At 70.6% G+C, this 19,662-nt stretch carries 17 protein-coding genes; 13 read left to right on the top strand and 4 right to left on the bottom strand.

All coding sequences use genetic code 11. The annotated features are described in order from the left end of the window. Positions 1 to 180 precede the first annotated feature (180 nt). Positions 181 to 1,335: a transposase gene (locus ABZZ20_RS19795; protein ID WP_356871176.1), complete on the top strand. Its 1,155-nt coding sequence runs from the start codon at positions 181 to 183 to the stop codon at positions 1,333 to 1,335. Here the strand turns inward: ABZZ20_RS19795 and ABZZ20_RS19790 are convergent. After that, positions 1,332 to 3,311 (bottom strand): helix-turn-helix domain-containing protein, encoded by a 1,980-nt coding sequence (locus ABZZ20_RS19790; RefSeq protein ID WP_356871174.1) that lies wholly within the window; start codon positions 3,309 to 3,311, stop codon positions 1,332 to 1,334. The two genes, ABZZ20_RS19795 and ABZZ20_RS19790, sit on opposite strands and share 4 nt — an antisense overlap. 306 nt (positions 3,312 to 3,617) lie before the next feature. On the opposite strand from ABZZ20_RS19790, the gene ABZZ20_RS19785 reads away from it, so the two are divergent. Further along, positions 3,618 to 4,358 (top strand): class I SAM-dependent methyltransferase, encoded by a 741-nt coding sequence (locus ABZZ20_RS19785; RefSeq protein WP_356871172.1) that lies wholly within the window; start codon positions 3,618 to 3,620, stop codon positions 4,356 to 4,358. 23 nt (positions 4,359 to 4,381) lie between these two features. Further along, positions 4,382 to 6,520, top strand: a complete 2,139-nt coding sequence (gene pabB, locus ABZZ20_RS19780) for an aminodeoxychorismate synthase component I (protein WP_356871170.1) — start codon at positions 4,382 to 4,384, stop codon at positions 6,518 to 6,520. Here pabB and ABZZ20_RS19775 read toward each other — a convergent pair. Continuing rightward, positions 6,447 to 7,475, bottom strand: a complete 1,029-nt coding sequence (locus tag ABZZ20_RS19775) for a transaldolase family protein (RefSeq protein ID WP_356871168.1) — start codon at positions 7,473 to 7,475, stop codon at positions 6,447 to 6,449. The two genes, pabB and ABZZ20_RS19775, sit on opposite strands and share 74 nt — an antisense overlap. A 301-nt stretch (positions 7,476 to 7,776) precedes the next feature. On the opposite strand from ABZZ20_RS19775, the gene ABZZ20_RS19770 reads away from it, so the two are divergent. From ABZZ20_RS19770 to ABZZ20_RS19750, 5 genes are read left to right on the top strand one after another with little or no spacing between them, the layout of a single operon-like run. Continuing rightward, positions 7,777 to 8,946: a 3-deoxy-7-phosphoheptulonate synthase gene (locus ABZZ20_RS19770; RefSeq protein WP_356871167.1), complete on the top strand. Its 1,170-nt coding sequence runs from the start codon at positions 7,777 to 7,779 to the stop codon at positions 8,944 to 8,946. A 30-nt stretch (positions 8,947 to 8,976) separates the two neighbouring features. After that, positions 8,977 to 9,747, top strand: coding sequence for a 2,3-dihydro-2,3-dihydroxybenzoate dehydrogenase (locus ABZZ20_RS19765; protein ID WP_356871166.1), 771 nt, complete (start codon positions 8,977 to 8,979; stop codon positions 9,745 to 9,747). A 58-nt stretch (positions 9,748 to 9,805) separates the two neighbouring features. Continuing rightward, positions 9,806 to 10,480 carry an isochorismatase family protein gene (locus tag ABZZ20_RS19760; RefSeq protein ID WP_356871164.1) on the top strand — a complete coding sequence of 225 codons (675 nt, stop codon included), beginning with the start codon at positions 9,806 to 9,808 and terminating at the stop codon, positions 10,478 to 10,480. Continuing rightward, positions 10,477 to 12,360 carry an anthranilate synthase family protein gene (locus tag ABZZ20_RS19755; protein WP_356871163.1) on the top strand — a complete coding sequence of 628 codons (1,884 nt, stop codon included), beginning with the start codon at positions 10,477 to 10,479 and terminating at the stop codon, positions 12,358 to 12,360. The genes ABZZ20_RS19760 and ABZZ20_RS19755 overlap by 4 nt, the downstream gene beginning before the upstream one ends. After that, entirely contained in the window at positions 12,357 to 12,704 is a 348-nt protein-coding gene (locus tag ABZZ20_RS19750) for a hypothetical protein (protein ID WP_356871161.1), read from the top strand. Before ABZZ20_RS19755 ends, ABZZ20_RS19750 begins: the two co-directional genes overlap by 4 nt. A gap of 77 nt (positions 12,705 to 12,781) precedes the next feature. Here ABZZ20_RS19750 and ABZZ20_RS19745 read toward each other — a convergent pair whose 3' ends face one another. Beyond that, on the bottom strand, positions 12,782 to 13,249 hold the full coding sequence (locus tag ABZZ20_RS19745) for an AtaL-like protein (RefSeq protein WP_356871159.1): 468 nt from the start codon (positions 13,247 to 13,249) through the stop codon (positions 12,782 to 12,784). Positions 13,250 to 13,471: 222 nt separating this feature from the next. Between ABZZ20_RS19745 and ABZZ20_RS19740 the strand changes: the two genes are divergently transcribed. From ABZZ20_RS19740 to ABZZ20_RS19725, 4 genes are all read left to right on the top strand, one after another. Next, positions 13,472 to 14,173 carry an SDR family oxidoreductase gene (locus ABZZ20_RS19740; protein WP_356871157.1) on the top strand — a complete coding sequence of 234 codons (702 nt, stop codon included), beginning with the start codon at positions 13,472 to 13,474 and terminating at the stop codon, positions 14,171 to 14,173. Between the two features lie 103 nt (positions 14,174 to 14,276). Further along, the gene (locus ABZZ20_RS19735; protein WP_356871155.1) at positions 14,277 to 14,957 is read left to right on the top strand and encodes a transketolase C-terminal domain-containing protein; all 681 of its coding nucleotides are present in this window, start codon (positions 14,277 to 14,279) and stop codon (positions 14,955 to 14,957) included. After that, positions 14,954 to 16,219 (top strand): 3-phosphoshikimate 1-carboxyvinyltransferase, encoded by a 1,266-nt coding sequence (gene aroA / locus ABZZ20_RS19730; RefSeq protein ID WP_356871153.1) that lies wholly within the window; start codon positions 14,954 to 14,956, stop codon positions 16,217 to 16,219. Before ABZZ20_RS19735 ends, aroA begins: the two co-directional genes overlap by 4 nt. Positions 16,220 to 16,243: 24 nt before the next feature. Then, positions 16,244 to 17,428 carry a 3-hydroxybenzoate 6-monooxygenase gene (locus tag ABZZ20_RS19725; protein ID WP_356871151.1) on the top strand — a complete coding sequence of 395 codons (1,185 nt, stop codon included), beginning with the start codon at positions 16,244 to 16,246 and terminating at the stop codon, positions 17,426 to 17,428. A gap of 155 nt (positions 17,429 to 17,583) precedes the next feature. On the opposite strand, the gene ABZZ20_RS19720 is transcribed toward ABZZ20_RS19725, so the two are convergent. Beyond that, positions 17,584 to 18,525, bottom strand: coding sequence for an NADP-dependent oxidoreductase (locus tag ABZZ20_RS19720; RefSeq protein ID WP_356871149.1), 942 nt, complete (start codon positions 18,523 to 18,525; stop codon positions 17,584 to 17,586). 130 nt (positions 18,526 to 18,655) lie between these two features. Here ABZZ20_RS19720 and ABZZ20_RS19715 point away from each other — a divergent pair, with 130 nt between their 5' ends. Continuing rightward, positions 18,656 to 19,660, top strand: a complete 1,005-nt coding sequence (locus ABZZ20_RS19715; RefSeq protein WP_356871147.1) for an aldo/keto reductase — start codon at positions 18,656 to 18,658, stop codon at positions 19,658 to 19,660. Positions 19,661 to 19,662: the final 2 nt, after the last annotated feature.

Genomic DNA, 19,662 nt, shown 5'->3' with positions numbered 1-19,662 from the left:
CCAAGACCCTCCACGGCATTTCGTCACATGATCACTTGGGCGCTCTGGTCCGTTCGGGGCTGATGGCCCGCTGTGCACGCCGGGCCGAATGTGTGTGACGGGTCCACCTGGTTCTCCCCCTCCCGCAACCGCAGGGTTGAGGAGAGGGAAAAGAAAGCCGGGGGAAGGGATGGATCCATCATGAGCGCACCCAGTCTCGAACGCTTGGAGACCCTGAACAGCCGGTTCGTGCCGGACCTGGTCGTGGACGAGCTCTGCGCCGAGCTGTTCGCCTCGTTGCCGCGCAGTGACCAGCGCCGCAAGGGAGAGGTGTACCTGCGCGGCCTGTTGAAGGCCGAGGGGCGCAAGTCGATACGCAACATCGCTGCGCACGTCGGCGACCGGGCGGCCGAGCAGAGCCTGCACCACTTCGTGGTCTCCTCCACCTGGGACTGGGGTCCGGTACGAGCGGCCCTCGCCCGGTATCTGGAACGTGCGCTGCGGCCCCGCGCCTGGGTGGTCCAACCGGTGGTCATCTCCAAGGCCGGTACGGAGTCGGTCGGGGTCGCCCGCCGGTTCGTACCCGAACGGGGGCAGATGGTCAACAGCCAGGTGGCGTTCGGGGTCTGGTCGGTCGGCGAGGAGCAGAGCTGTCCGGTGAACTGGCGCCTCGCGCTCACCCAGAAGTGGCGTGACAGCGTCGGTCCCCTCTCGCCCAACGTCCATGAGTCGGAACTGGCCACCAGCCCGCTCGAATGCGCCGCCGGAGCCGTGGAGGAGCTGCGGGACTGGGTCGGTCAGACCCGCCGCCCGGTGGTGTTCGACCTGCCCGACGTCGATCCCGCTGCGGTGGCGCACCGGTTCGGTCGCGCCGGTATGCCCTTCGTGGCCTCGGCCCGCGGCTCCCTGCGGGTGCGCTGCGTGGACCCGGTCCTGCCCAGCAGCGGGAACCGCGAACTCGCCGCCCACCAACTGCTGTTGATGGCCCGTACGCTGCGGCGCCCGGTGACCTGGCTGGACCCGACGATCCTGCAGCCGCGCACCACGCTGGTGGTCGGCGTACGGGTGGAACTCGCGCAGGCTCCGCAGCCGCTGCTGCTGTTCGGGGAGTGGAGCGACCCGCGCGGCTGGCCCGACCGGTGCTGGATCAGCGATATGACGCAGGCCCCTCCGGGTGCGCTGCTGAGGCTCGCGAAGCGGGCACAGAACGTCGAGGCGGACTTCGCGAACGTCTCGCAGAAGGTGGGGCTCACCGACTTCGGTGGCCGTTCCTTCGGCGGCTGGCACCGGCACACCACCCTGGCCTCCGCGGCGCATGCGGTCAGGGTGCTGACCGAGCGCACCGGTGATCGTTAGGGGCGGCCGTCGGGCGTCAGCCGGTGACCGTCAGCCGGCAGTCGGTGGCCGATGGCCTGCCGGGGCCGGCCGCCGCGGACGTCCTTGTTCAGTGCCTGCCGGGTCCGCTGGAGCTGGAGGGCCAGCTGCACCTGGAGGGCCTGGGCCGGCTTCTGCCAGTCCTCGCCGAGGATCTCGGTGATGCGCTCCAGCCTGCGGGAGACGGTGTTGGGATGTACGTGCAGGGACTCGGCGGCCCGTGAGGGGCTGTTGGCGGAGGCGAAGTACGCCTCCATGGTGCGGATCAGCTCGGTGTACTGCTGGTCGTCGTAGTCCAGGACGGGGCCGATGGTGTCGTGGATGAACCCGGCGATGTTCGGCTTCTCGGAGAGCAGTACGCCGAGGAAGCCCAGTTCGTCGGGGGACGCGGTGCTGCCGGCGCCGGTGAGCGCCGCGACCGCGTCCAGGCAGCGCCGGGCCTCCTGGTACATGTGGACGATCCCGGTCGGTCTGTCGACGGGACCGGCGGAGCCGGCCGTGACCGGTCTGCCGAGCACCTCGGTGAGTTCCTTCGATGCCGTACGGGCGATGGCCCCGGCGTCGTTGCCGGGCAGCAGTAGCACCACGACGTCGCCGTCCACGCTCTTGAGGCCGTGGTGGCGGTTGGCGTACGAGGCGGCCCAGGCGACGACGCGGCCCTGAACTCCCCCCTCGGGCCGGGCGATCACGATGACGTGGGGTTCGTCGAGGTTGAGCGCGAGGCGGCGGCTCTGCTCCGCGATCTGCACCGGGGACAACGAGGTGCCCCGCAGCAGGTCGTGGAAGAACTCGTCGCGCATGTGGCCCTCGGCAGCCGCCATCCCCTGCTCCATCAGCAGCACCACGGCGGTGACCTGGGCAGTGAGCGCGAGGAGTTGGACCTGGTGGTCGGTGGCGGGCTCCTCGGGGACCAGGATGAGGGTGCCCAGCATCTCGTCGCCGGCAGCGACCGAGGCGACCCACACTCCGTCGGCCGTGCTGCGCGGCTGCCGGTCGGTGTGTGCGTCCAACAGGACGGTGCGGATCTCGGCCTCGTTGAGCGCGGGAGGTTCTCCGCCGGGGCAGGCGAGGTCGCGCCCCGCGGCGTCGCGTACGAGGAGCGTGCCGTCGAGGTCCTTGACCGCTTCGGCGGCCAGGTTGCCGAGGCCGCCGCCCTGGAGCACCAGGTCGAGCAGCCGGCCGTGGGTCTCGCGGAGCTGGCGGGCGGTGGTGGAGGAGTCCAGTGCGCGGGAGGTGTCCTGCTCCAGCTCCACGACCTCGTACCGGGTCTGCTCCAACAGCCGGGCCTTTTCGATCGCAACCGTTGCGAGGTCGGCGAGTGAACTCATCAGCGAGACCTCGTCCGGTGTGAAGTGCCGGATGTGGCGGTCCGCGACGTACAGGGCTCCCAGGGTGGTTCCGCCGTGCCGCAGCGGCACGGCCATGACGGCGTGCAGGCCCTCGGCCTGCACCACCTCGTCGATCACGGAACTGTGCTGGAAGGTCTTGTCGTTCATGTAGTCGGCCGACCAGAACGGGGCCGAACCGTCGGCGGCGCGCTTGCCGACGCCCCCGCCGGTCAGCGGGATGGCGAAGCCGATGGTGAGCGCGGAGGCGTGGCCGTCGGCCGACCGGACCCGGGAGCACTGGGCCTCCAGGTCGTCGAAGCTCACCCAGGCCATGTCGAGCCCGAGCAGCAGTCGGGCCCGGCGGGTGATCACCTTCAGCAGCTCGTCGAGGTCGTACGGAAGCGTCAGGTCGCGGGCGGTGTCCACCAGGGCGGCGAGTCCGGCCTCGCGCTGCTGGCGGCGGACGAACAGCGCCCGGATGCCCAGGCTCTGGTCCCTCGCCCTGGTCAGTTGGGCCAGGGCGTCCCCCGACAGGCCGGACTCACGTGCTTTTCGGACCACGTCGTCGAAGGCAGCCGCGGGCGCCTCTCTGTTCAGCAGTTCCAGCATTTCGTAAGCGTGGTCAGCCACGACTTCTCCCCCGACCCCCATAAAAGCCGTTCACGTTTGCACCAACGAGGTACAAGCAATCCCTGGCCTGCCTGAAAGTATCTCTTGGGGCAAGAACAGGTCAAGAAACACTCGACAAGCGATCCAGCTCAGAGACGCGGAGGGTGATCGGATCACCACTCTCCATGAGTGATGCTGTCATGTGGACACCTTCTGGTCGAGGCTCACTCAAGGGCAGGCTGATCGCCGAGCGTTCCGGTGCTGCCGCCACCACCGCCGCCACCCACCGCAACGACGACGGTCCGATGTCTTCCTTGAGGAGTTCGCATGTCTCAGCTGTCTCAGCTGTCTCAGCTCCAGAGCTACGAACGGTCGCTGCTCCGCAGCCGGCTGTCCCTGACCCGGCAGGACCGGCCGCGGGTCTTCACGCTCGGCGGTCGCGAGTGGGACCTCTTCGACGAGGTGTTCGCGCCGGTCTATTCCCCCTCCACCAGTGTGGCCCTGCAACTCCTGGGCCTCAACCAGCCCCCGGCGCAACCGCGTTCGGGTTCGTTCCTGGAGATAGGGTGCGGCACCGGTGTGATAGCCGTGACGGCCGCCCTGGCCGGATACGAGCGGGTCGTGGCGGCGGACATCAGCCCCTCCGCCGTGGAGAACGCCTCCGTCAACGCGGAGCGGCACGGGGTGGGACACCGTCTGCAGGCCCTGCACAGCGACCTGTTCTCCGGGTTGCGCGAGGAAGAGCGCTTCGACCTCGTCTTCTGGAGCTCCAACTACGTGATGGGGCCCGAGAGTTACGAGTACAAATCGGTGCACGAGCGGGCGTACGTGGACACCGGGTACCAGGCTCACCGCCGGTACCTGGAGCAGGCCGTGCACTGGACCACGCCGGGTGGCCGCGTACTCCTCCACTTCAGCGACCGCGGTGACCTGGCCATGCTGCACGAGATCGCCGACAGCAGCGGGCGCGCGCTGCACACCGTGGCGAGCTGCCGGGTGCGCGAGGGGGAGTACGGAGAGGACATGGTCGAGCACATGCTGCTCGAAATCAAGCCATTTTCGGCCTGATTGAGACGGGGGGGATATTCATCGTGCGTACGCTGCTTGTTGACAATTACGACTCGTTTACTTATAACCTCTTCCACTATCTCGCCGAGGTGAATGGGCGGGAGCCGGAAGTCGTTCGAAATGACGACCCGCGCTGGAAGATCGCACAACTCGACGCGTTCGACAACGTCGTGGTTTCACCTGGCCCCGGCACCCCGCGCCGGGCGGCTGACTTCGGCATCTGCGCCGAGATCGTCGAGCACTCCCACCTGCCGCTGCTGGGCATCTGCCTCGGCCACCAGGGGATCGGATACGTGCACGGCGCCACGGTCGACCGCGCGCCTGAGCCCCGGCACGGCCGCACCTCGCCCGTCCTGCACGACGGCACCGGCCTGTTCGCCGGGCTGCCGTCCCCGATGGAGGTGGTCCGCTACCACTCCCTCGCCGTGACGGACCTGCCCGAAGAGCTCGAAGCCACCGCGTGGACGCCCGACGGCATCCTGATGGGGCTGCGGCACCGGACCCGCCCGATGTGGGGCGTGCAGTTCCATCCCGAGTCGATTTGCAGTCGGTACGGAATCGAGCTGCTGGCAAACTTCGCCGAGCTGACCCGCGCGCACCGGGTGGGCGCCGCGCGCCGCCCGGCCCTCGCACCCGAGCCGTCCCCCGTCGCCGCGCCCGCCCCCGCGCCGAAGGCCGCTGCGGCCGAGGTCCCGGCTGAGGTCCCGGTCCGCAGGCTGCGGCTGCTCGCCCACCGGCTGCCCACCCGCTGGTTCCCCGAGACCGCCTACGACCAGCTCTTCCGCGGCAACGACCACGCCTACTGGCTGGACAGCAGCCTGCCCGGCGGCGACCGCGGCCGGTTCTCGGTCATGGGCGACGCCACCGGGCCGCTCGCCCGCGTCGCCACGGCCGACGTGTGGAGCGGCTGCCTCACCGTCGAGTCGGCGGGCGGTGCGAGCGAGCTGGTCGCCGCTCCCTTCCTGGAGTGGATCGACCGCGACCTGCACTCCCTGCACACCGAAATCCCCGAGCTGCCCTTCGACTTCGCCCTCGGCTGGGTCGGCTACCTCGGCTACGAGCTGAAGGCCGAATGCGGCGGCGACCTCGTGCACCGCTCGCCGGTGGCCGACGCCACCATGGTCTTCGCCGACCGGGCCCTCGTCTTCGACCACGTGGAGAACACCACTTACGTGCTCGCCCTGGTGGAGGGGAGCGGCGAGGAGTCCGCCGCCGAGGCGGAGGCCTGGCTGATCGGCACCGCGGAGCGGCTCCGGCAGATCGCGGGCCTGCGCCTGCCGGCCCCCCGGCCGGCCGCCCCGAGCGGGGAGATCCGGCTGCGCCACGACCGGGGCGCCTACCTGGACCTCATCGACACCTGCCTGGAGGAGATAGCCGCCGGTGAGACGTACGAGGTCTGCCTGACCAACATGGCCGAGGCCGAGGTTGGCCTCGACCCGTGGGCCGCGTACCGCACGCTGCGCCGCACCAGCCCGGCGCCGTTCGCCGCGCTCCTCCAGTTCGGCGAGCAGTCCGTGCTCAGTACCTCGCCCGAGCGGTTCCTGCGCGTCTCCCGTGACGGCCTCGTCGAGTCCTCGCCCATCAAGGGCACCCGGCCGCGCGGTGCCACCCCCCAGCAGGAGGCGGCGCTGATCGCGGACCTGCTGAGCGACGAGAAGGACCGCTCCGAGAACCTCATGATCGTCGACCTGGTCCGCAACGACCTCGGCCGGTGTGCGGTTCCCGGTTCGGTCGAGGCCGAGGAACTCTTCCGGGTCGAGACCTACGCCACCGTCCACCAGCTGGTGAGCACCGTACGGGCGCGCCTGCGACCGGAGTTGACGGCCGTGGACTGCGTGCGCGCGGCCTTCCCCGGCGGTTCGATGACCGGTGCTCCCAAGATCCGGACGATGCAGATCATCGACCGGCTGGAAGCGGGCCCGCGCGGGGTGTACTCGGGGGCCATCGGCTACTTCTCGCTCTCCGGCGCCGCGGATCTGAGCATCGTGATCCGCACCGCAACGGTCACCGCCGACCGGGTCACCTACGGGGTGGGCGGAGCGGTGGTGGCCCTGTCCGACCCGGCCGCGGAGTACGAGGAGACGGCCGTCAAGGCTGCTCCGCTGTTGGCGCTGACGCATACCCGGTTCCCGGAGAGGCAGCGAGACCGGATTCGGTCGTGACCCCCCAGCTGCGCCGGAGGCGGGCGAGCTCCGCCGTCTCCAGCGCAGCTGCCACCTGATGGGCGGGGACGCCGAGCTGCTCCAGGGCGCGCAGGGCGCACCTCGCCTCCCCGTCCGTGTTCAGCAGGGTGTCGCCGGTCAGCCCCGGCTTGTTGACGGCGGCCTCCGCGGTGTCCACCGACAGTGCCAGCGCGGTGTTCCAGCCCACCAGGGCGCCCACGCCGCCGTCGGCGCCGGTCCCCCACAGCAGCCGCGGTTGTGGCGCGCCGTTGGCCCGCAGCACCCGCCACCAGTCCCCGGACAACCGCTGCTCGCGCAGCCGGTACATCCTGCGGGCGACCGCCAGGCCCGCGGCGCCGCGCACCTCGTGGCGGCGGTCGACGCCCAGCTCGTCCAGCCGGGCGTCGACCGCCGCGTCGAACACGCCCACGGGGAACGAGGCAACCATCGGGGCGTCGCCCAGCGGCCGGCCGCACAGGAGGGACCGCTCCAGTCCGGCGACGTAGGCGTCGAGCACCTCGGCGTACCGTTCGTCGGAGAAGACCATTGCGGCGTGCACGCCGATCCCGTCCGCGAGACAGTCGGACAGCGCCTCCAGACCCGCCCGGGTCATGGGGATGCGGACGAGGGCATTGGGGCGGGCCACCGTCCGGTGCACTGCGCGGACCGCCGTGCCCAGCGCCTTCGCGTCATGGGCCCAGCGCGGAGAGACGGGTACGGAGACCTGGCCCACCGTGCCCTTGCTGACCTCGAACACGGGCCGCAGGAGATCGCAGGCCCGCCGCAGCAGGACCGGGTTGCTGCCCGCCGGCGCGAGGGCGTTGTGGAAGTGGGCTCCCAGGGTCGGATACCGGACTCTGGCGTCGAACTCCGCGGGGTCCTGCGCGCTCAGCCATGGCGAGACCCCCTCGGACACCAGTTGCTTCAGCAGCGCTCCAGCTCCTTGACTAACCACGAACCCGACCTTAGGACCACGTGACATCCGCGTGAAATGAAACGTCGATGGTGTGTCAAGTGCGGGCCCTATGACAGCCCTGAGCCGCCTCACGGGTGCGGACTTTAAAGGGTTCGACGCCCGACCGGCCGAACCGGCCCGGATACTGCGTCAGGTCAATTTAAAAATCTCTCTTTCGACCTGACCGAATATGCGCCCACTTGACGAAGTGGTGAATCTCTGGTGGTTCACCCGATTCCCTGTTTCACAGACTTCTTGTTGCATCTGATGTCACGGCAGGTTCAGCACTGGGAGGTGCCACATGTACGGTGTTGCACGCTGGAAATCGTTGCCCGCGGGCCAACAGCCCGTTTGGCCGGATGAAGAAGCCCTGGGGAATGCCAGGGCCGAACTGGCGGACTCGCCCGCACTCGTGCGCCGGGAGGACGTCGAGGCCCTTCGCGCCCTGCTCGCTGCGGCTGCCAGTGGCGAGGTGCAGGTCGTCCAGAGCGGGGACTGTGCGGAGGACCCCGCTGAGTGCACTCCTGGCTACGTGGCGCGCAAGGCGGCGCTCCTCGACGTGCTGGCCGGTGTCATGAAGACGCGTTCGCTCAAGCCCGTAATACGGGTGGGCCGGCTGGCGGGCCAGTTCGGCAAGCCCCGTTCCAACCCGACCGAGATCGTGGCGGGCATCGAGCTCCCCGTGTACCGCGGGCACATGGTCAACAGTCCGGAGCCCGACCCCGAGCTGCGGCGTCCCGACCCGAAGCGGCTGGTCGCCGGCTATCGGGCGGCGGCCGGTGCCATGGCCTCCCTCGGCTGGCACGGCGAGGGACGCCCCTGCGCGGCCGAGGCTCCGGTGTGGACCAGTCACGAGGCGCTGCTGCTCGACTACGAGGGTCCGATGCTGCGCACCCAGCCCGACGGCTCGCTGCTGTTGACCTCGACGCACTGGCCGTGGATCGGCGAGCGCACCCGTGAGCTGGACGGCGCCCACGTCGAGCTCTTCGCTGCCGTGGCCAACCCGGTCGCCACCAAGGTCGGCCCGAAGATGTCTGCGGCCGGGCTGGTGGCGTTGTGCGGGAAGCTCGACCCGCGGCGGGAGCCGGGTCGGCTCACACTCATTTCCCGGATGGGCCAGGGCACGGCTGCCGAGAAGCTGCCGGAGCTGGTCCGCGCGGTCCGGGAGGCCGGGCACCCGGTGCTGTGGATGTGCGATCCGATGCACGGAAATACCGTCAGCTTGCCCGGTGGCATCAAGACTCGCTTTGTCGAGACCGTCGTGCGCGAGGTCGAGGAATTTCAGAAGGCCGTTGTCGACAACGGTGGAGTGGCTGCCGGACTCCACCTGGAAACGACCCCGGACCAGGTTCACGAATGTGTCTCCGACGAATACCACGTGGACGAGCTGGGGGAGAAGTACACCTCGTTCTGCGACCCGCGCCTCAATTCTGACCAGGCCATTGAAGTCGCCTCAGCCTGGCGCGGCTGAGACCGAAGAAATAGAGGGGGTTACTCCATCATGGAAGGAAAGATCGCTCTGGTCACCGGAGCGGCCGGCGGTATCGGCGAGGCCATCGTCCGTGCCCTGGCGTCCAGGGGCGTCAGGGTGGCCGCGGTCGACCGGGACGCGGACCGCCTGCGCGATGTCACCAAGTCCGTCGTCGAGGAGGGCGGTCGGGTCGATCCGTTCCCGGCCGACGTCACCTCCAGCGCCGATGTCGAAGCACTGGTCGACGACGTCGAGGCGTTCGTCGGTCCGCTCGACTTCCTCGTCAACGCGGCCGGCGTGCTGCGGCTCGCCGAGGCGCGCACGCTGACCGACCAGGAGTGGAGCACGACGTTCGCGGTGAACACCACGGGCGTCTTCTTCGTCTCCCGAGCCGTCGTCAACCGCATGGTGCCGCGCCGCCGGGGCGCGATCGTCACGATCGCCTCCAACGCCGCGGGCACCGCCCGTACCGAGATGTCCGCGTACGCCGCCTCCAAGGCCGCCGCGACCATGTTCACCAAGTGCCTGGGGCTGGAGGTCGCCAAGTTCGGCATCCGCGCGAACCTCGTGGCGCCCGGCTCCACGGACACCCCGATGCTCAACTCCATGTGGCAGGACGAGAGCAGCGCGCGGGCGTCCATCGAGGGGGTCCCCGACTCGTACCGCGTCGGCATTCCGCTGGGCAAGCTGGCGCGTCCCGAGGACGTCGCCGAGGCGGTCGTCTTCCTGCTCTCCGACAAGGCCGCCCACATCACGATGCACGACCTCACCGTGGACGGCGGTGCGGCGCTCGGTGCCTGAGACCGGTGCAACCAGTCAGCGAACCGTGAACGAGAGCATGAACGAGAGGGAGAAACGCATGGCAGGCATACCTGCGATCAGCCCCTATCCGATGCCGTCGGCGGCCGACCTGCCCGCCTCCGCCGTCGACTGGGAGGTCGATCCGGACCGCGCCGTCCTGCTGGTGCACGATCTGCAGAAGTACTTCCTGGCCGCCTTCCCCGCGGGCGAGCAGCCCGTGGTCGACCTGTCCCGCAACGCCGGTGAGCTGCGCGTGCGCGCCGCGGAGCTCGGCATCCCGGTCGCGTACACGGCGCAGCCGGGCGGCATGACCCCCGAAGAGCGCGGACTGCTCAAGGACTTCTGGGGCCCGGGCATGCAGCCCAGCCCGGAGCACCGTCAGGTCGTGGAGCCGGTGGCGCCCGCGGAGGGCGACTGGATGCTCACCAAGTGGCGCTACAGCGCCTTCTTCAAGACCGACCTGCTGGAGCGGATGCGCGCACAGGGCCGCGACCAGCTGATCATCTGCGGTGTGTACGCCCACGTGGGCGTCCTGATGACCGCCGTCGATGCGTTCACCAACGACATCCAGCCCTTCCTGGTCGCCGACGCCATCGCCGACTTCAGCTGGGACGACCACCGGATGGCGTTGGAGTACGCCGCCGGCCGCTGCGCCCGCCTGACCACCACCAAGGAACTCCTCACGGCCCTCCCGGACCGGGTGGCCGCGTACGCGGAAAGGGAATCCGCATGACCCGGGACCTGCTGGGCCGGATCCTGGCCGACCGGCCGCCGGCCTTCGCGCTGATCCACCGCCCCGAGACCACCGTCACCCGGCAACTCGACCTCTTCCTCGGCGAGTTCAAGGAGTCCGCCACCCTGGCCGACATCCCGCTCCCAGACGTCGAGTCCGGCGCCGGCGCCCGCCAGGACGTGCTCGCCCTGGTCCCGTACCGGCAGCTCGCCGAGCGCGGTTTCGAGGCGCCCGACGACGGCACCCCGCTGCTCGCCATGGTGATCGAGGAGCAGGCGCAGGTGCCGCTCGCCACCGTCCTGGCCGAGTTCCCCGACGCCCCCGTCCACCTCGCGACGGGCGGCGACTTCGACATCGACGACGACACGTACGCCGAAACCGTGCGCCGCGTCATCGCGGACGAGATCGGCACCGGCGCCGGCGCCAACTTCGTGATGAAACGGTCCTTCGTGGCCGACATCAGCGAGTTCTCCGTCGCCGCGGCGCTGCGCTTCTTCCGCCGGCTGCTGGAGCGGGAGACCGGCGCCTACTGGACGTTCATCGTGCACACCGGCGACCGCACGCTCGTCGGGGCCTCTCCCGAGCGCCATGTGAGCGTCTCGGGCGGCCGGGCCGTGATGAACCCCATCAGCGGCACCTACCGGTTCCCCGCCGAAGGGCCCGAACTGTCCGGCGTCATGGACTTCCTGGCCGACCGCAAGGAGGCCGACGAGCTGTACATGGTCGTCGACGAGGAACTCAAGATGATGGCCCGGATCTGCGACTCCGGTGGCCGGGTCGTCGGGCCGTACCTCAAGGAGATGGCCCGCCTCGCCCACACCGAGTACTTCATCGAGGGCCGCACCTCCCGCGACCCCCGGGAGATCCTGCACGAGACCCTGTTCGCGCCGACGGTCACCGGATCCCCGCTGGAGAGCGCGGGCCGCGTGATTAAGAAGTACGAGCCCCAGGGCCGCGGCTACTACAGCGGCGTGCTGGCGCTCATGGGCCAGGACGAGAACAGCGAGCGCACGCTGGACTCGGCCATTTTGATCCGCACCGCCGACATCGACGGCGGCGGCCGGATGCGCATCAGCGTCGGCGCCACCCTCGTGCGCCACTCGGACCCGCTCTCCGAGGTCGCCGAGACCCGGGCGAAGGCCGCCGGCCTGCTCGCGATGTTCGAACAGGCGGGGCCGCGCCGCTTCGGCGACCACCCGGAGGTCCGGGCGGCCCTGAGCCGGCGCAATGCGACGATCGCCGGGTTCTGGTTGGACGACGACGCGTCCCGCACCCGGCCGGTGCCGCTGCTGGTGGGCCGCAAGGTGCTGGTGGTCGACGCGGAGGACACCTTCACCGCGATGATCGAGCACCAACTGCGCGCCATGGAGGCCGACGTCACGGTCTGCCGGTTCGACGAGCCCTACAGCTTCGCGCCGTACGACCTGGTCGTCATGGGCCCGGGGCCGGGCGATCCGCGGGACGTGGACCACCCGAAGATCGCGCACCTGCGGTCCGCGGTGGACACCCTCCTCGCCGAGCGGCGGCCGTTCCTCGCGGTCTGCCTCAGCCACCAGGTGCTCAGCACCAAACTCGGCTTCCCGCTCAAGCGCCGGGACCAGCCCAACCAGGGCGTGCAGCGGGAGATCGAGCTGTTCGGGCGGCGTGAACGCGTCGGCTTCTACAACACCTTCGCCGCGCAGAGCGCCTCGGACACGGTCGAGGTTCCCGGGGTCGGCACGGTCGAGGTGTGTCGTGAGCCGGGCACCAGGGAGGTCCACGCGCTGCGCGGGCCGGGTTTCCGGTCGATGCAGTTCCACGCCGAGTCGGTGCTCACCGAGGACGGCATCCGCATCGTCAGCGAGGCCCTGTCCGGACTGCTGTCCGAGCAGCTCGTATGAAGGCGACCGTGGCCTGGTGGGACCTGAAGGGCTCTGGGCACAGCATCGCCTCGCTACGGGCGTACCTGCGCGACGAGGCGGTCGACCGGTTCGCCTCGGTGGAGGGGCTGCGGCTGAAGTTCTGGATCGCGGACCCTCAGACGGAGCGCTGGGGCGCGGTGCTGCTGTGGGAGTCGGCGGAGGCGGCGGCGCGGCCACTGGCCCCACGGGCGGCCGAGCTGATCGGGCGGGCGCCGGTGCAGTACACGGTGTTCGACGTGGAGGCGACGGTCGAGGGCGTCCACACGCTGCCCGGGCTGCCGGGGCTCGACCTGATCCGGCAGGAGTCGGCCCCGGGGGTCTGACGGAAGAACGCGTACGGCCCCTCACGGCCCCTCACCGCCCCTCACGGGGACTGGGGGGCCGTCGTCGTGCGCCACCCTCAGGCACTCCTCGTCATGACCCGGTGCAGGACCTCCGTCATCGCGTCCAGCGTGCCGTGGAAATCGCTGTCCAGGTCGCGCAGGTAGGTGTTCTGCGCCAGGATCGCGGCCACCGGTCGGTCGGTCAGGGTGATGCTCAGCGTGAGGGTGAGCCGGCCGTCCTCGTCCTCTCCGATCTCATTGCGTATCTCCGCGATGTCGGTGTCGTTCAGATGTCGGTAGGTAATCCGGCCGGCGCTCTCCTGCGGGGTGACCCGTTGGAGGAAGGTCAGCTCGCCGCGCCGAATTTCCCGGAGAAAACCATCCGTGTAGCGCGCGATGATCCGGCATTCCGTAATGGCCGGAACATAGCCGGTGGGGAACTCCGCCTTGTGGAGCAGTGCCTGCCAGAGACTCTCCCTCGTGGGGGTCGGACACCTGCCTTGACCTGCATTGACGACCGGACGGGTCCACGAAAGCGTCAGCATTGTTCTCCCTTTTCCGCCGCTGGGCCGGCGTGCAGCATCGGTCGGAAGAACAGTGGTGTCAAAGCTGGGAAGGGCATTACGTCAGATGCCCACATGACCTGACGAAGTGAGCCGGGGGCACTGCCCCGCGGGGTCTGCTTTCTTGCAGGGTGACGGTTGGTTGGTGGCGTTCCACAGAGCGCCTTCCCGGTAAATCCGATGCGGAGAATCAGGAGAACGCTGATGTCTGAACGGTTCGACGGCCAGGTCGTCCTCGTCACCGGAGGAGGCGAAGGCATCGGCCGGGCAGCGGCGGTTGCCTTCGCCCGGCTCGGCGCGCTGGTGGTGGTCGCGGGCCGCCACCTGGAGACGCTCGAAGGAACGGTCAAACTGATCCGCGACGCGGGCGGGCGGGCCGACAGCGTGGTCGCCGACGTATCGGACACGGCGGCCGGCGCCGAGGCCGGCGCCGGGTATGTCGTCGCCGAGACCGTACGCCGCCACGGCGCCCTGAACGTGGCCTTCAACAACACCACGGAGCTGGGCCCGCACCAGCCCGTCGCCGACATCGACGAGACGGTCTGGGCCCACACGCTGACCGCCAACCTCACCGGTGTCTGGCTCTCCATGAAGCACGAGATCGCCCACATGGAGACGGCCGGCGGCGGCGTCATCGTCAACACCGCCAGCAACATCGGCTCCCAGGGCATGCTCCCCGGCCTCGGCGCGTACGCCGCGTCAACGGCCGCCGTCAGCGCCCTGACCCGGACCGCGGCCCGCGAGTACATCGGCCGCTCCATCCGCATCAACGCCATCAGCCCCTGCCCCCTCGGCCGGGGAGCCAGCGTCGAGGAGATCGCCGACACCGTGGTCTGGCTCGCCTCCGACGCGGCCGCGTACATCGTCGGCCACGACCTCGTGCTCGACCGCAAGACCAGCGAGTGATCGGCCCCCGGTCGACGCCCGCCGACCGGTCGACCCCCGCCGACCGGTCGACCCCCGCAGAGCGGCCGAGCAGAGGAGCCCTGAGAGAGCGGTGACCAGTCCCATGCAGACATCCCCCCGTCCCTTCGAGCCGGGCGACTTCGACCGGCGCGCCGTGGACCCCGCGCGCGCCCCGGCCGTCGACGCCGTCGAGGCCGCGGGTCACGGTCACCCGGCTACCGCCATGAGTCCGGCGCCGGCCGCCCACCTGCTCTTCCAGCGGCTGCTGCGGCACGACCCCGGCCAGCCGGGCCGATCCCACCGCGACCGCCCCGGACCGTCCTGCGGGCACACCACCCTGACCCGGTACGTCCAACCCGCCGAGGACGCCGCCCGCGGCGGCTACGTCCTGGCCGAGGCCGAGGGCGGCACCCCCGAGGTGGTGCTGATCGGCACCGGCGGCGAAGTGCACGTCGCCCTCGACGCCCGCACCCTCCTGGCGCGCGAGGGCATCGCCGCCCGCGTGGTGTCGATGCCCTGCCTGGAGTGTTTCCAGGAGCAGGGCCCGGAGTACCGCGAGCACGTGCTGCCGCGAAGCGTCCGGGCCCGGGTGTCGGTGGAGGCCGGATCGGCACTCGGCTGGTACGAACTGCTCGGCGACGCCGGAATCCCGGTCAGACTCGACCAGTTCGGCGCCGGCGCCCCCCACCCCGCGCTCCACGAACAGCACGGCTTCACCGCCGAGCGGGTCGCCGCCACCGCCCGGGCCAGCCTGGCCCGGGCCGGACAGCGGGAGCGCGCGTGACCGGGCCCGTACTGACCGCCCGCATCCCCGGTTCCAAGAGCATCACGAACCGCGCGTTGCTCCTGGCCGCCGCGGCCGACGGCGTCTCGTTGCTGCGGGCCCCGCTGGTCAGCGAGGACACGATCGCCTTCCGGGAGGCCCTGACCGGCTTCGGGGTCCGGGTGGAAGAGGGCGACGACGGCTGGAAGGTCACCGGCACCGGGCGCGCCCCGACCGCGGGCGGCACGGTGTGGTGCGAGGACGCGGGTACCGCCGCCCGGTTCCTGCCGCCGTTCGCCGCCACCGGCGCGGGCGAGTTCACCTTCGACGGCACCGACCAGCTGCGGGCCCGTCCGCTGCGGCCCCTGGCCGACGCGCTCGGCCGGCTCGGCGCGGACGCCCGGGTGACCGAGCCCGTCGGGGGACTGCCGCTGACCGTCGCCGCCCGCGGCCTGACCGGTGGCGAGCTGACCGTGGACGCCTCGCTCAGCAGTCAGTACCTCACCGGGCTGCTGATGGCCGGGCCGCTCATGCGGCAGCCGTTGACCGTACGCGGCGAGGGGCTGGTCAGCCGCCCGTACATCACCATGACCCAGGAGCTGATGCGCCACTTCGGCGCGTACGTCGACGAGTTCGAGGGCGGTGCGATCCAGGTGCTGCCCGGCGGCTACCGGGCCGCCGAACTCGACGTGGAACCCGACGCCTCCACCGCCTCGTACGTCTTCGCGGCGGCGGCCGTCACCGGGACCAGCGTCACCGTCCCCGGCCTCGGCCGGGGCAGCGTCCAGGGCGACCTCGGCTTCGTGGAGGTGCTGCGCCGGGCCGGCGCCCGGGTGGAGATCACCGACGGGGCGACCACCGTCACCGGCACCGGGCCGCTGCGCGGCGGTTTCGCCATCGACATGGGCGACATCTCCGACACCTTCATGACCCTGGCCGCGGTGGCCCCGCTCGCCGACGCGCCCATCACCGTGCACGGCATCGGTCACGCACGGCTCAAGGAGTCCGACCGGATCGACGCGGTCGAGGAGAACCTGCGGGCCCTCGGGCTCCGCACCGAATCCGGACCGGACCGGCTCACCGTTCACCCGGGCCGCCCCGCGGCGGCCCGGATCGCCTGCCGCCGGGACCACCGGATCGCCATGGCGTTCTCGGTGTTGGGCCTGTGCGTCCCCGGCATCACGCTCGACGACCCGACCTGTGTCGGCAAGACCTTCCCCGGTTTCCACGCCGAACTGGAACGGCTCTTCCCGGCCCACCGATCGAGCACCAACAGTCACTGACAACGAAAGGGATGTGAGACACCCATGGCCGACATACTCATCGCCGGCGGTGGCATCGGTGGCCTCGCCGCGGCGCTCGGGCTCGCGAAGCGTGGACACCAGGTCACCGTCCTGGAGCGCAGGGACGTCTTCACGGAGGTCGGCGCCGGCATCCAGCTCGGCCCGAACGCCTTCCACGCGCTCGACCTGCTGGGCGTGGGCCAGGCGGTCCGCGACCGTGCCGTCTTCATCGACGAACTGCGCTTCATGGACGGCACGACCGGCGAGAAGGTCGCCGCGATGCCGGTGAAGGAGAAGTACCGGGGCCGCTTCGGCAACCCGTACGCCGTGGTCCACCGCGTGGACCTGTACCTGCCGCTGCTCGAAGCCGCACGCCGCCACCCCGGCGTCGAGCTGCTGGGCCGCCACCACGTGGTCGCGTACGAGCAGAAGGCGGGCGCGGTCTGCGCCGTCCTCGCCGACGGCCGACGCATCACCGGGGACGCCCTGATCGGCGCCGACGGCCTGCACTCCGCCATCCGGCAGCAGATGGTCGGCGACGGGGCCCCGCGGGTCTCCGGTCACACCATCTACCGGGCGGTGATCCCGATGGAGGAGGTGCCCGAGGAACTGCGGTGGAACACCGTCACCCTGTGGGCCGGCCCCAAGTGGCACTTCGTCCACTACCCGATCGCGGGCGGCGAGCACTTCAACCTGGCCGCGACCCGGGACGACGGTGCGACGGAGGCCGTGGCGGGCGTGCCCGCCGAGGACGACCACGTGCTGAACTCCTTCCCCGAACTCTCGGGTGCAGCACGGAGGCTGCTGGAGCTGGGCCGGGACTGGAAGGCCTGGGTGCTGTGCGACCGCGACCCGATCGACCGCTGGACCGAGGGCCGGGTCGCGCTCCTCGGTGACGCCGCGCACCCGATGCTCCAGTACGCCGCCCAGGGTGCCTGCCAGGCCGTCGAGGACGCGGTGATGCTGAGCGGACTGCTGGACGGCTGCCCGGCCGATTTCGAGCAGCGGCTGGAGAAGTACAACGCGGCGCGGCGCGAGCGCACCGGGCGGGTGCAGCTGGTGGCGCGCGAGATGGGCCGCCAGCTCTACCACGCGGCGGGCGACGCGCGGATCGAGCGGAACACGATGCTGGCCTCGCTGTCGGACGACGACATGTACGACAAGGTGGCCTGGCTGCACGAGGCGTACGACTTCGGGTCCGGAGCCTGAGCGGGAGCGCCCCCGAGACCCGCCGCAACGTCCGCTCGTACCTCGACGCGCTGACGATCGGCTGACCGCGGGGGACCCTGGAACGGCCGGGGCGGTGGGGGCACGGGAATCCGTGCCCCCACCGCCCCGTGTGCGAAGCAGGTGCTGCGGACCGGTCAGACCGTGAGGACGATCTTGCCGGTCGTGTGGTTGGACTCGCCCAGTTCGTGGGCCTTGCGGACGTCCTGGAGGGGGAAGGTCTCGGCGATCAGCGGGCGGAGCTGGCCGGCGTCCGCGAGGGCGGCCAGTTCCTCCAGGACCACGTGGTCGGGGGCCACGTTGACCGTGATGGCACGGACGCCCGCGGCGGTGGCCTTCGCCGTGATCTCCTCAAGGGCGAGGGGGTTGGTCACGCCGATGTAGAGGCCGCCCGGGCGCAGGGTGCGCAGGGAGCGGTCCTCGTAGTCGCCGCCGATCAGGTCCAGGACCACGTCCACGTCCCGGACGGCGTCGCCGAAGTCCTGCGCCGTGTAGTCGATCAGCTCGTCGGCGCCCAGCTCGCGCAGCAGCTCGTGCTTGGCCGCGCTCGCCGTGCCGATGACGTACGCGCCACGGGCCTTGGCGATCTGGACGGCCAGGTGGCCCACGCCGCCGGCCGCCGCGTGGACCAGCACCCGCTGGCCCGGCTGGATGTCCGCGCCGTCCACCAGGGCCTGCCAGGCGGTCGAACCGGCCAGCGGCAGGGCGGCCGTGGAGACGTGGTCGAGGTGGGCCGGCTTGCGCGCGAAGTGCCGTGCGGGCGCGGCGACGTACTCCGAGTACCCGGCGGCCTCGTGCGGGAACGACGGGAGGCCGAAGACCTCGTCGCCGACCTTGAAGCGGTTCTCGCCGGGGGCGACCGCCACCACGACACCGGAGACGTCCCAGCCGACGCCGAAGGGCGGGCTCATCCACAGTCCGAATGCACGGATTTTCCAGTCGATGGGGTTCACGCCGGCGGCGTGGGTCTTTACCAGAATTTCGGTGGCGCCGATAATCGGGAGCGGAGAATCCGTCAAGTTCAGGACTTCAATGCCGCCCAGGGAGTCCTGGCGGACCGTGCGCATGGTTTCTGTCATGCATTCCATGATCTGGACGAGGGGCGTCGGTTGTAAAGGCAATTCCCCGTCGATATTCGGCCGTTCACGACCTGACAGAGCGCCACGGAATGACTTTTGCGCCACAGACGGCTGTTCAATGCTGGGGTATATGACTCAGCTGCGATCACTTGGTTCGGCCGGCCCTGAGGTTTCCGCTCTCGGCCTTGGCCTGATGTCCATGTCCGACTTCTACGGCCCCGCCGACCGGGCCGAGGGCGTCGCCACCGCGCACGCCGCCATCGACGCCGGGATCACCCTCCTCGACACCGGCGACTTCTACGGCAGCGGCCACAACGAGCTCCTCCTGCGGGAGGTGCTGCAGAGCCACGACCGCGAGCAGCTCACCCTGAGCGTCAAGTTCGGTGTCCTGCGCGACCCGTCCGGCGGCATCCTCGGCGTCGACTGCCGCCCCGAGGCCGTGAAGAACTCCCTCGCCCAGACCCTGCAGCGGCTCGGGACCGACTACGTGGACGTCTACCGCCCCGCGCGCCTCGACCCCTCGGTGCCGATCGAGGAGACCATCGGCGCCATCAAGGAGATGGTGGATGCCGGCCACGTCCGGCACATCGGCCTTTCCGAGATCGGTGCCGAGACCCTGCGCCGGGCCTCCGCCGTGCACCCCATCTCCGACCTCCAGATCGAGTACTCGCTGCTCTCCCGCTCCATCGAGGACGAGATCCTGCCGACCGCGCGCGAGCTCGGCACCGCCATCACCGCGTACGGCGTGCTCGCCCGCGGCCTGCTGTCCGGCCGTTGGAACCACCAGCGCGCCACCGCCTCCGACGACGGCCGCAGCAACTTCCCGCGCTTCAGCGGCGAGAACCTCGACCGCAACCTCCAGCTGGTCGCGGCCCTGGGCAAGGTGGCCGAGGCCAAGGGCGTCACCACCTCGCAGCTCGCGATCGGCTGGGCCATGGCCCAGGGCGTCGACATCGTCCCCGTCGTCGGCTCCCGCCGCCGCGACCAGCTCACCGAGGCGCTCGGCGCCCTCTCCCTCGACCTGACCGCCGAGGACGTCGCCGAGATCGAGCGCGCCGTCCCCGCCGACGAGGTCGCCGGTACGCGCTTCGACGCCGAGGGCATGGCCATGCTCGACAGCGAGAAGAAGGGCTGAAC

The sequence above is a fragment of the Streptomyces sp. NPDC006430 genome, from assembly GCF_040612395.1.
Lineage (GTDB): Bacteria > Actinomycetota > Actinomycetes > Streptomycetales > Streptomycetaceae > Streptomyces.
Note: the sequence above shows the minus strand (reverse complement) of the source record. Positions and strands in the feature narration are given on the sequence as shown.

Excerpts from the sequence above, each read along its gene's own strand:
- ABZZ20_RS19795 (WP_356871176.1), top strand. The coding sequence starts at position 181 with ATGAGCGCACCCAGTCTCGAACGCTTGGAGACCCTGAACAGCCGGTTC.
- ABZZ20_RS19785 (WP_356871172.1), top strand. The coding sequence starts at position 3,618 with ATGTCTCAGCTGTCTCAGCTGTCTCAGCTCCAGAGCTACGAACGGTCG.
- ABZZ20_RS19770 (WP_356871167.1), top strand. The coding sequence starts at position 7,777 with ATGTACGGTGTTGCACGCTGGAAATCGTTGCCCGCGGGCCAACAGCCC.
- ABZZ20_RS19765 (WP_356871166.1), top strand. The coding sequence starts at position 8,977 with ATGGAAGGAAAGATCGCTCTGGTCACCGGAGCGGCCGGCGGTATCGGC.
- ABZZ20_RS19760 (WP_356871164.1), top strand. The coding sequence starts at position 9,806 with ATGGCAGGCATACCTGCGATCAGCCCCTATCCGATGCCGTCGGCGGCC.
- ABZZ20_RS19755 (WP_356871163.1), top strand. The coding sequence starts at position 10,477 with ATGACCCGGGACCTGCTGGGCCGGATCCTGGCCGACCGGCCGCCGGCC.
- ABZZ20_RS19750 (WP_356871161.1), top strand. The coding sequence starts at position 12,357 with ATGAAGGCGACCGTGGCCTGGTGGGACCTGAAGGGCTCTGGGCACAGC.
- ABZZ20_RS19745 (WP_356871159.1), bottom strand. The coding sequence starts at position 13,249 with ATGCTGACGCTTTCGTGGACCCGTCCGGTCGTCAATGCAGGTCAAGGC.
- ABZZ20_RS19740 (WP_356871157.1), top strand. The coding sequence starts at position 13,472 with ATGTCTGAACGGTTCGACGGCCAGGTCGTCCTCGTCACCGGAGGAGGC.
- ABZZ20_RS19735 (WP_356871155.1), top strand. The coding sequence starts at position 14,277 with ATGCAGACATCCCCCCGTCCCTTCGAGCCGGGCGACTTCGACCGGCGC.
- ABZZ20_RS19725 (WP_356871151.1), top strand. The coding sequence starts at position 16,244 with ATGGCCGACATACTCATCGCCGGCGGTGGCATCGGTGGCCTCGCCGCG.
- ABZZ20_RS19720 (WP_356871149.1), bottom strand. The coding sequence starts at position 18,525 with ATGACAGAAACCATGCGCACGGTCCGCCAGGACTCCCTGGGCGGCATT.
- ABZZ20_RS19715 (WP_356871147.1), top strand. The coding sequence starts at position 18,656 with ATGACTCAGCTGCGATCACTTGGTTCGGCCGGCCCTGAGGTTTCCGCT.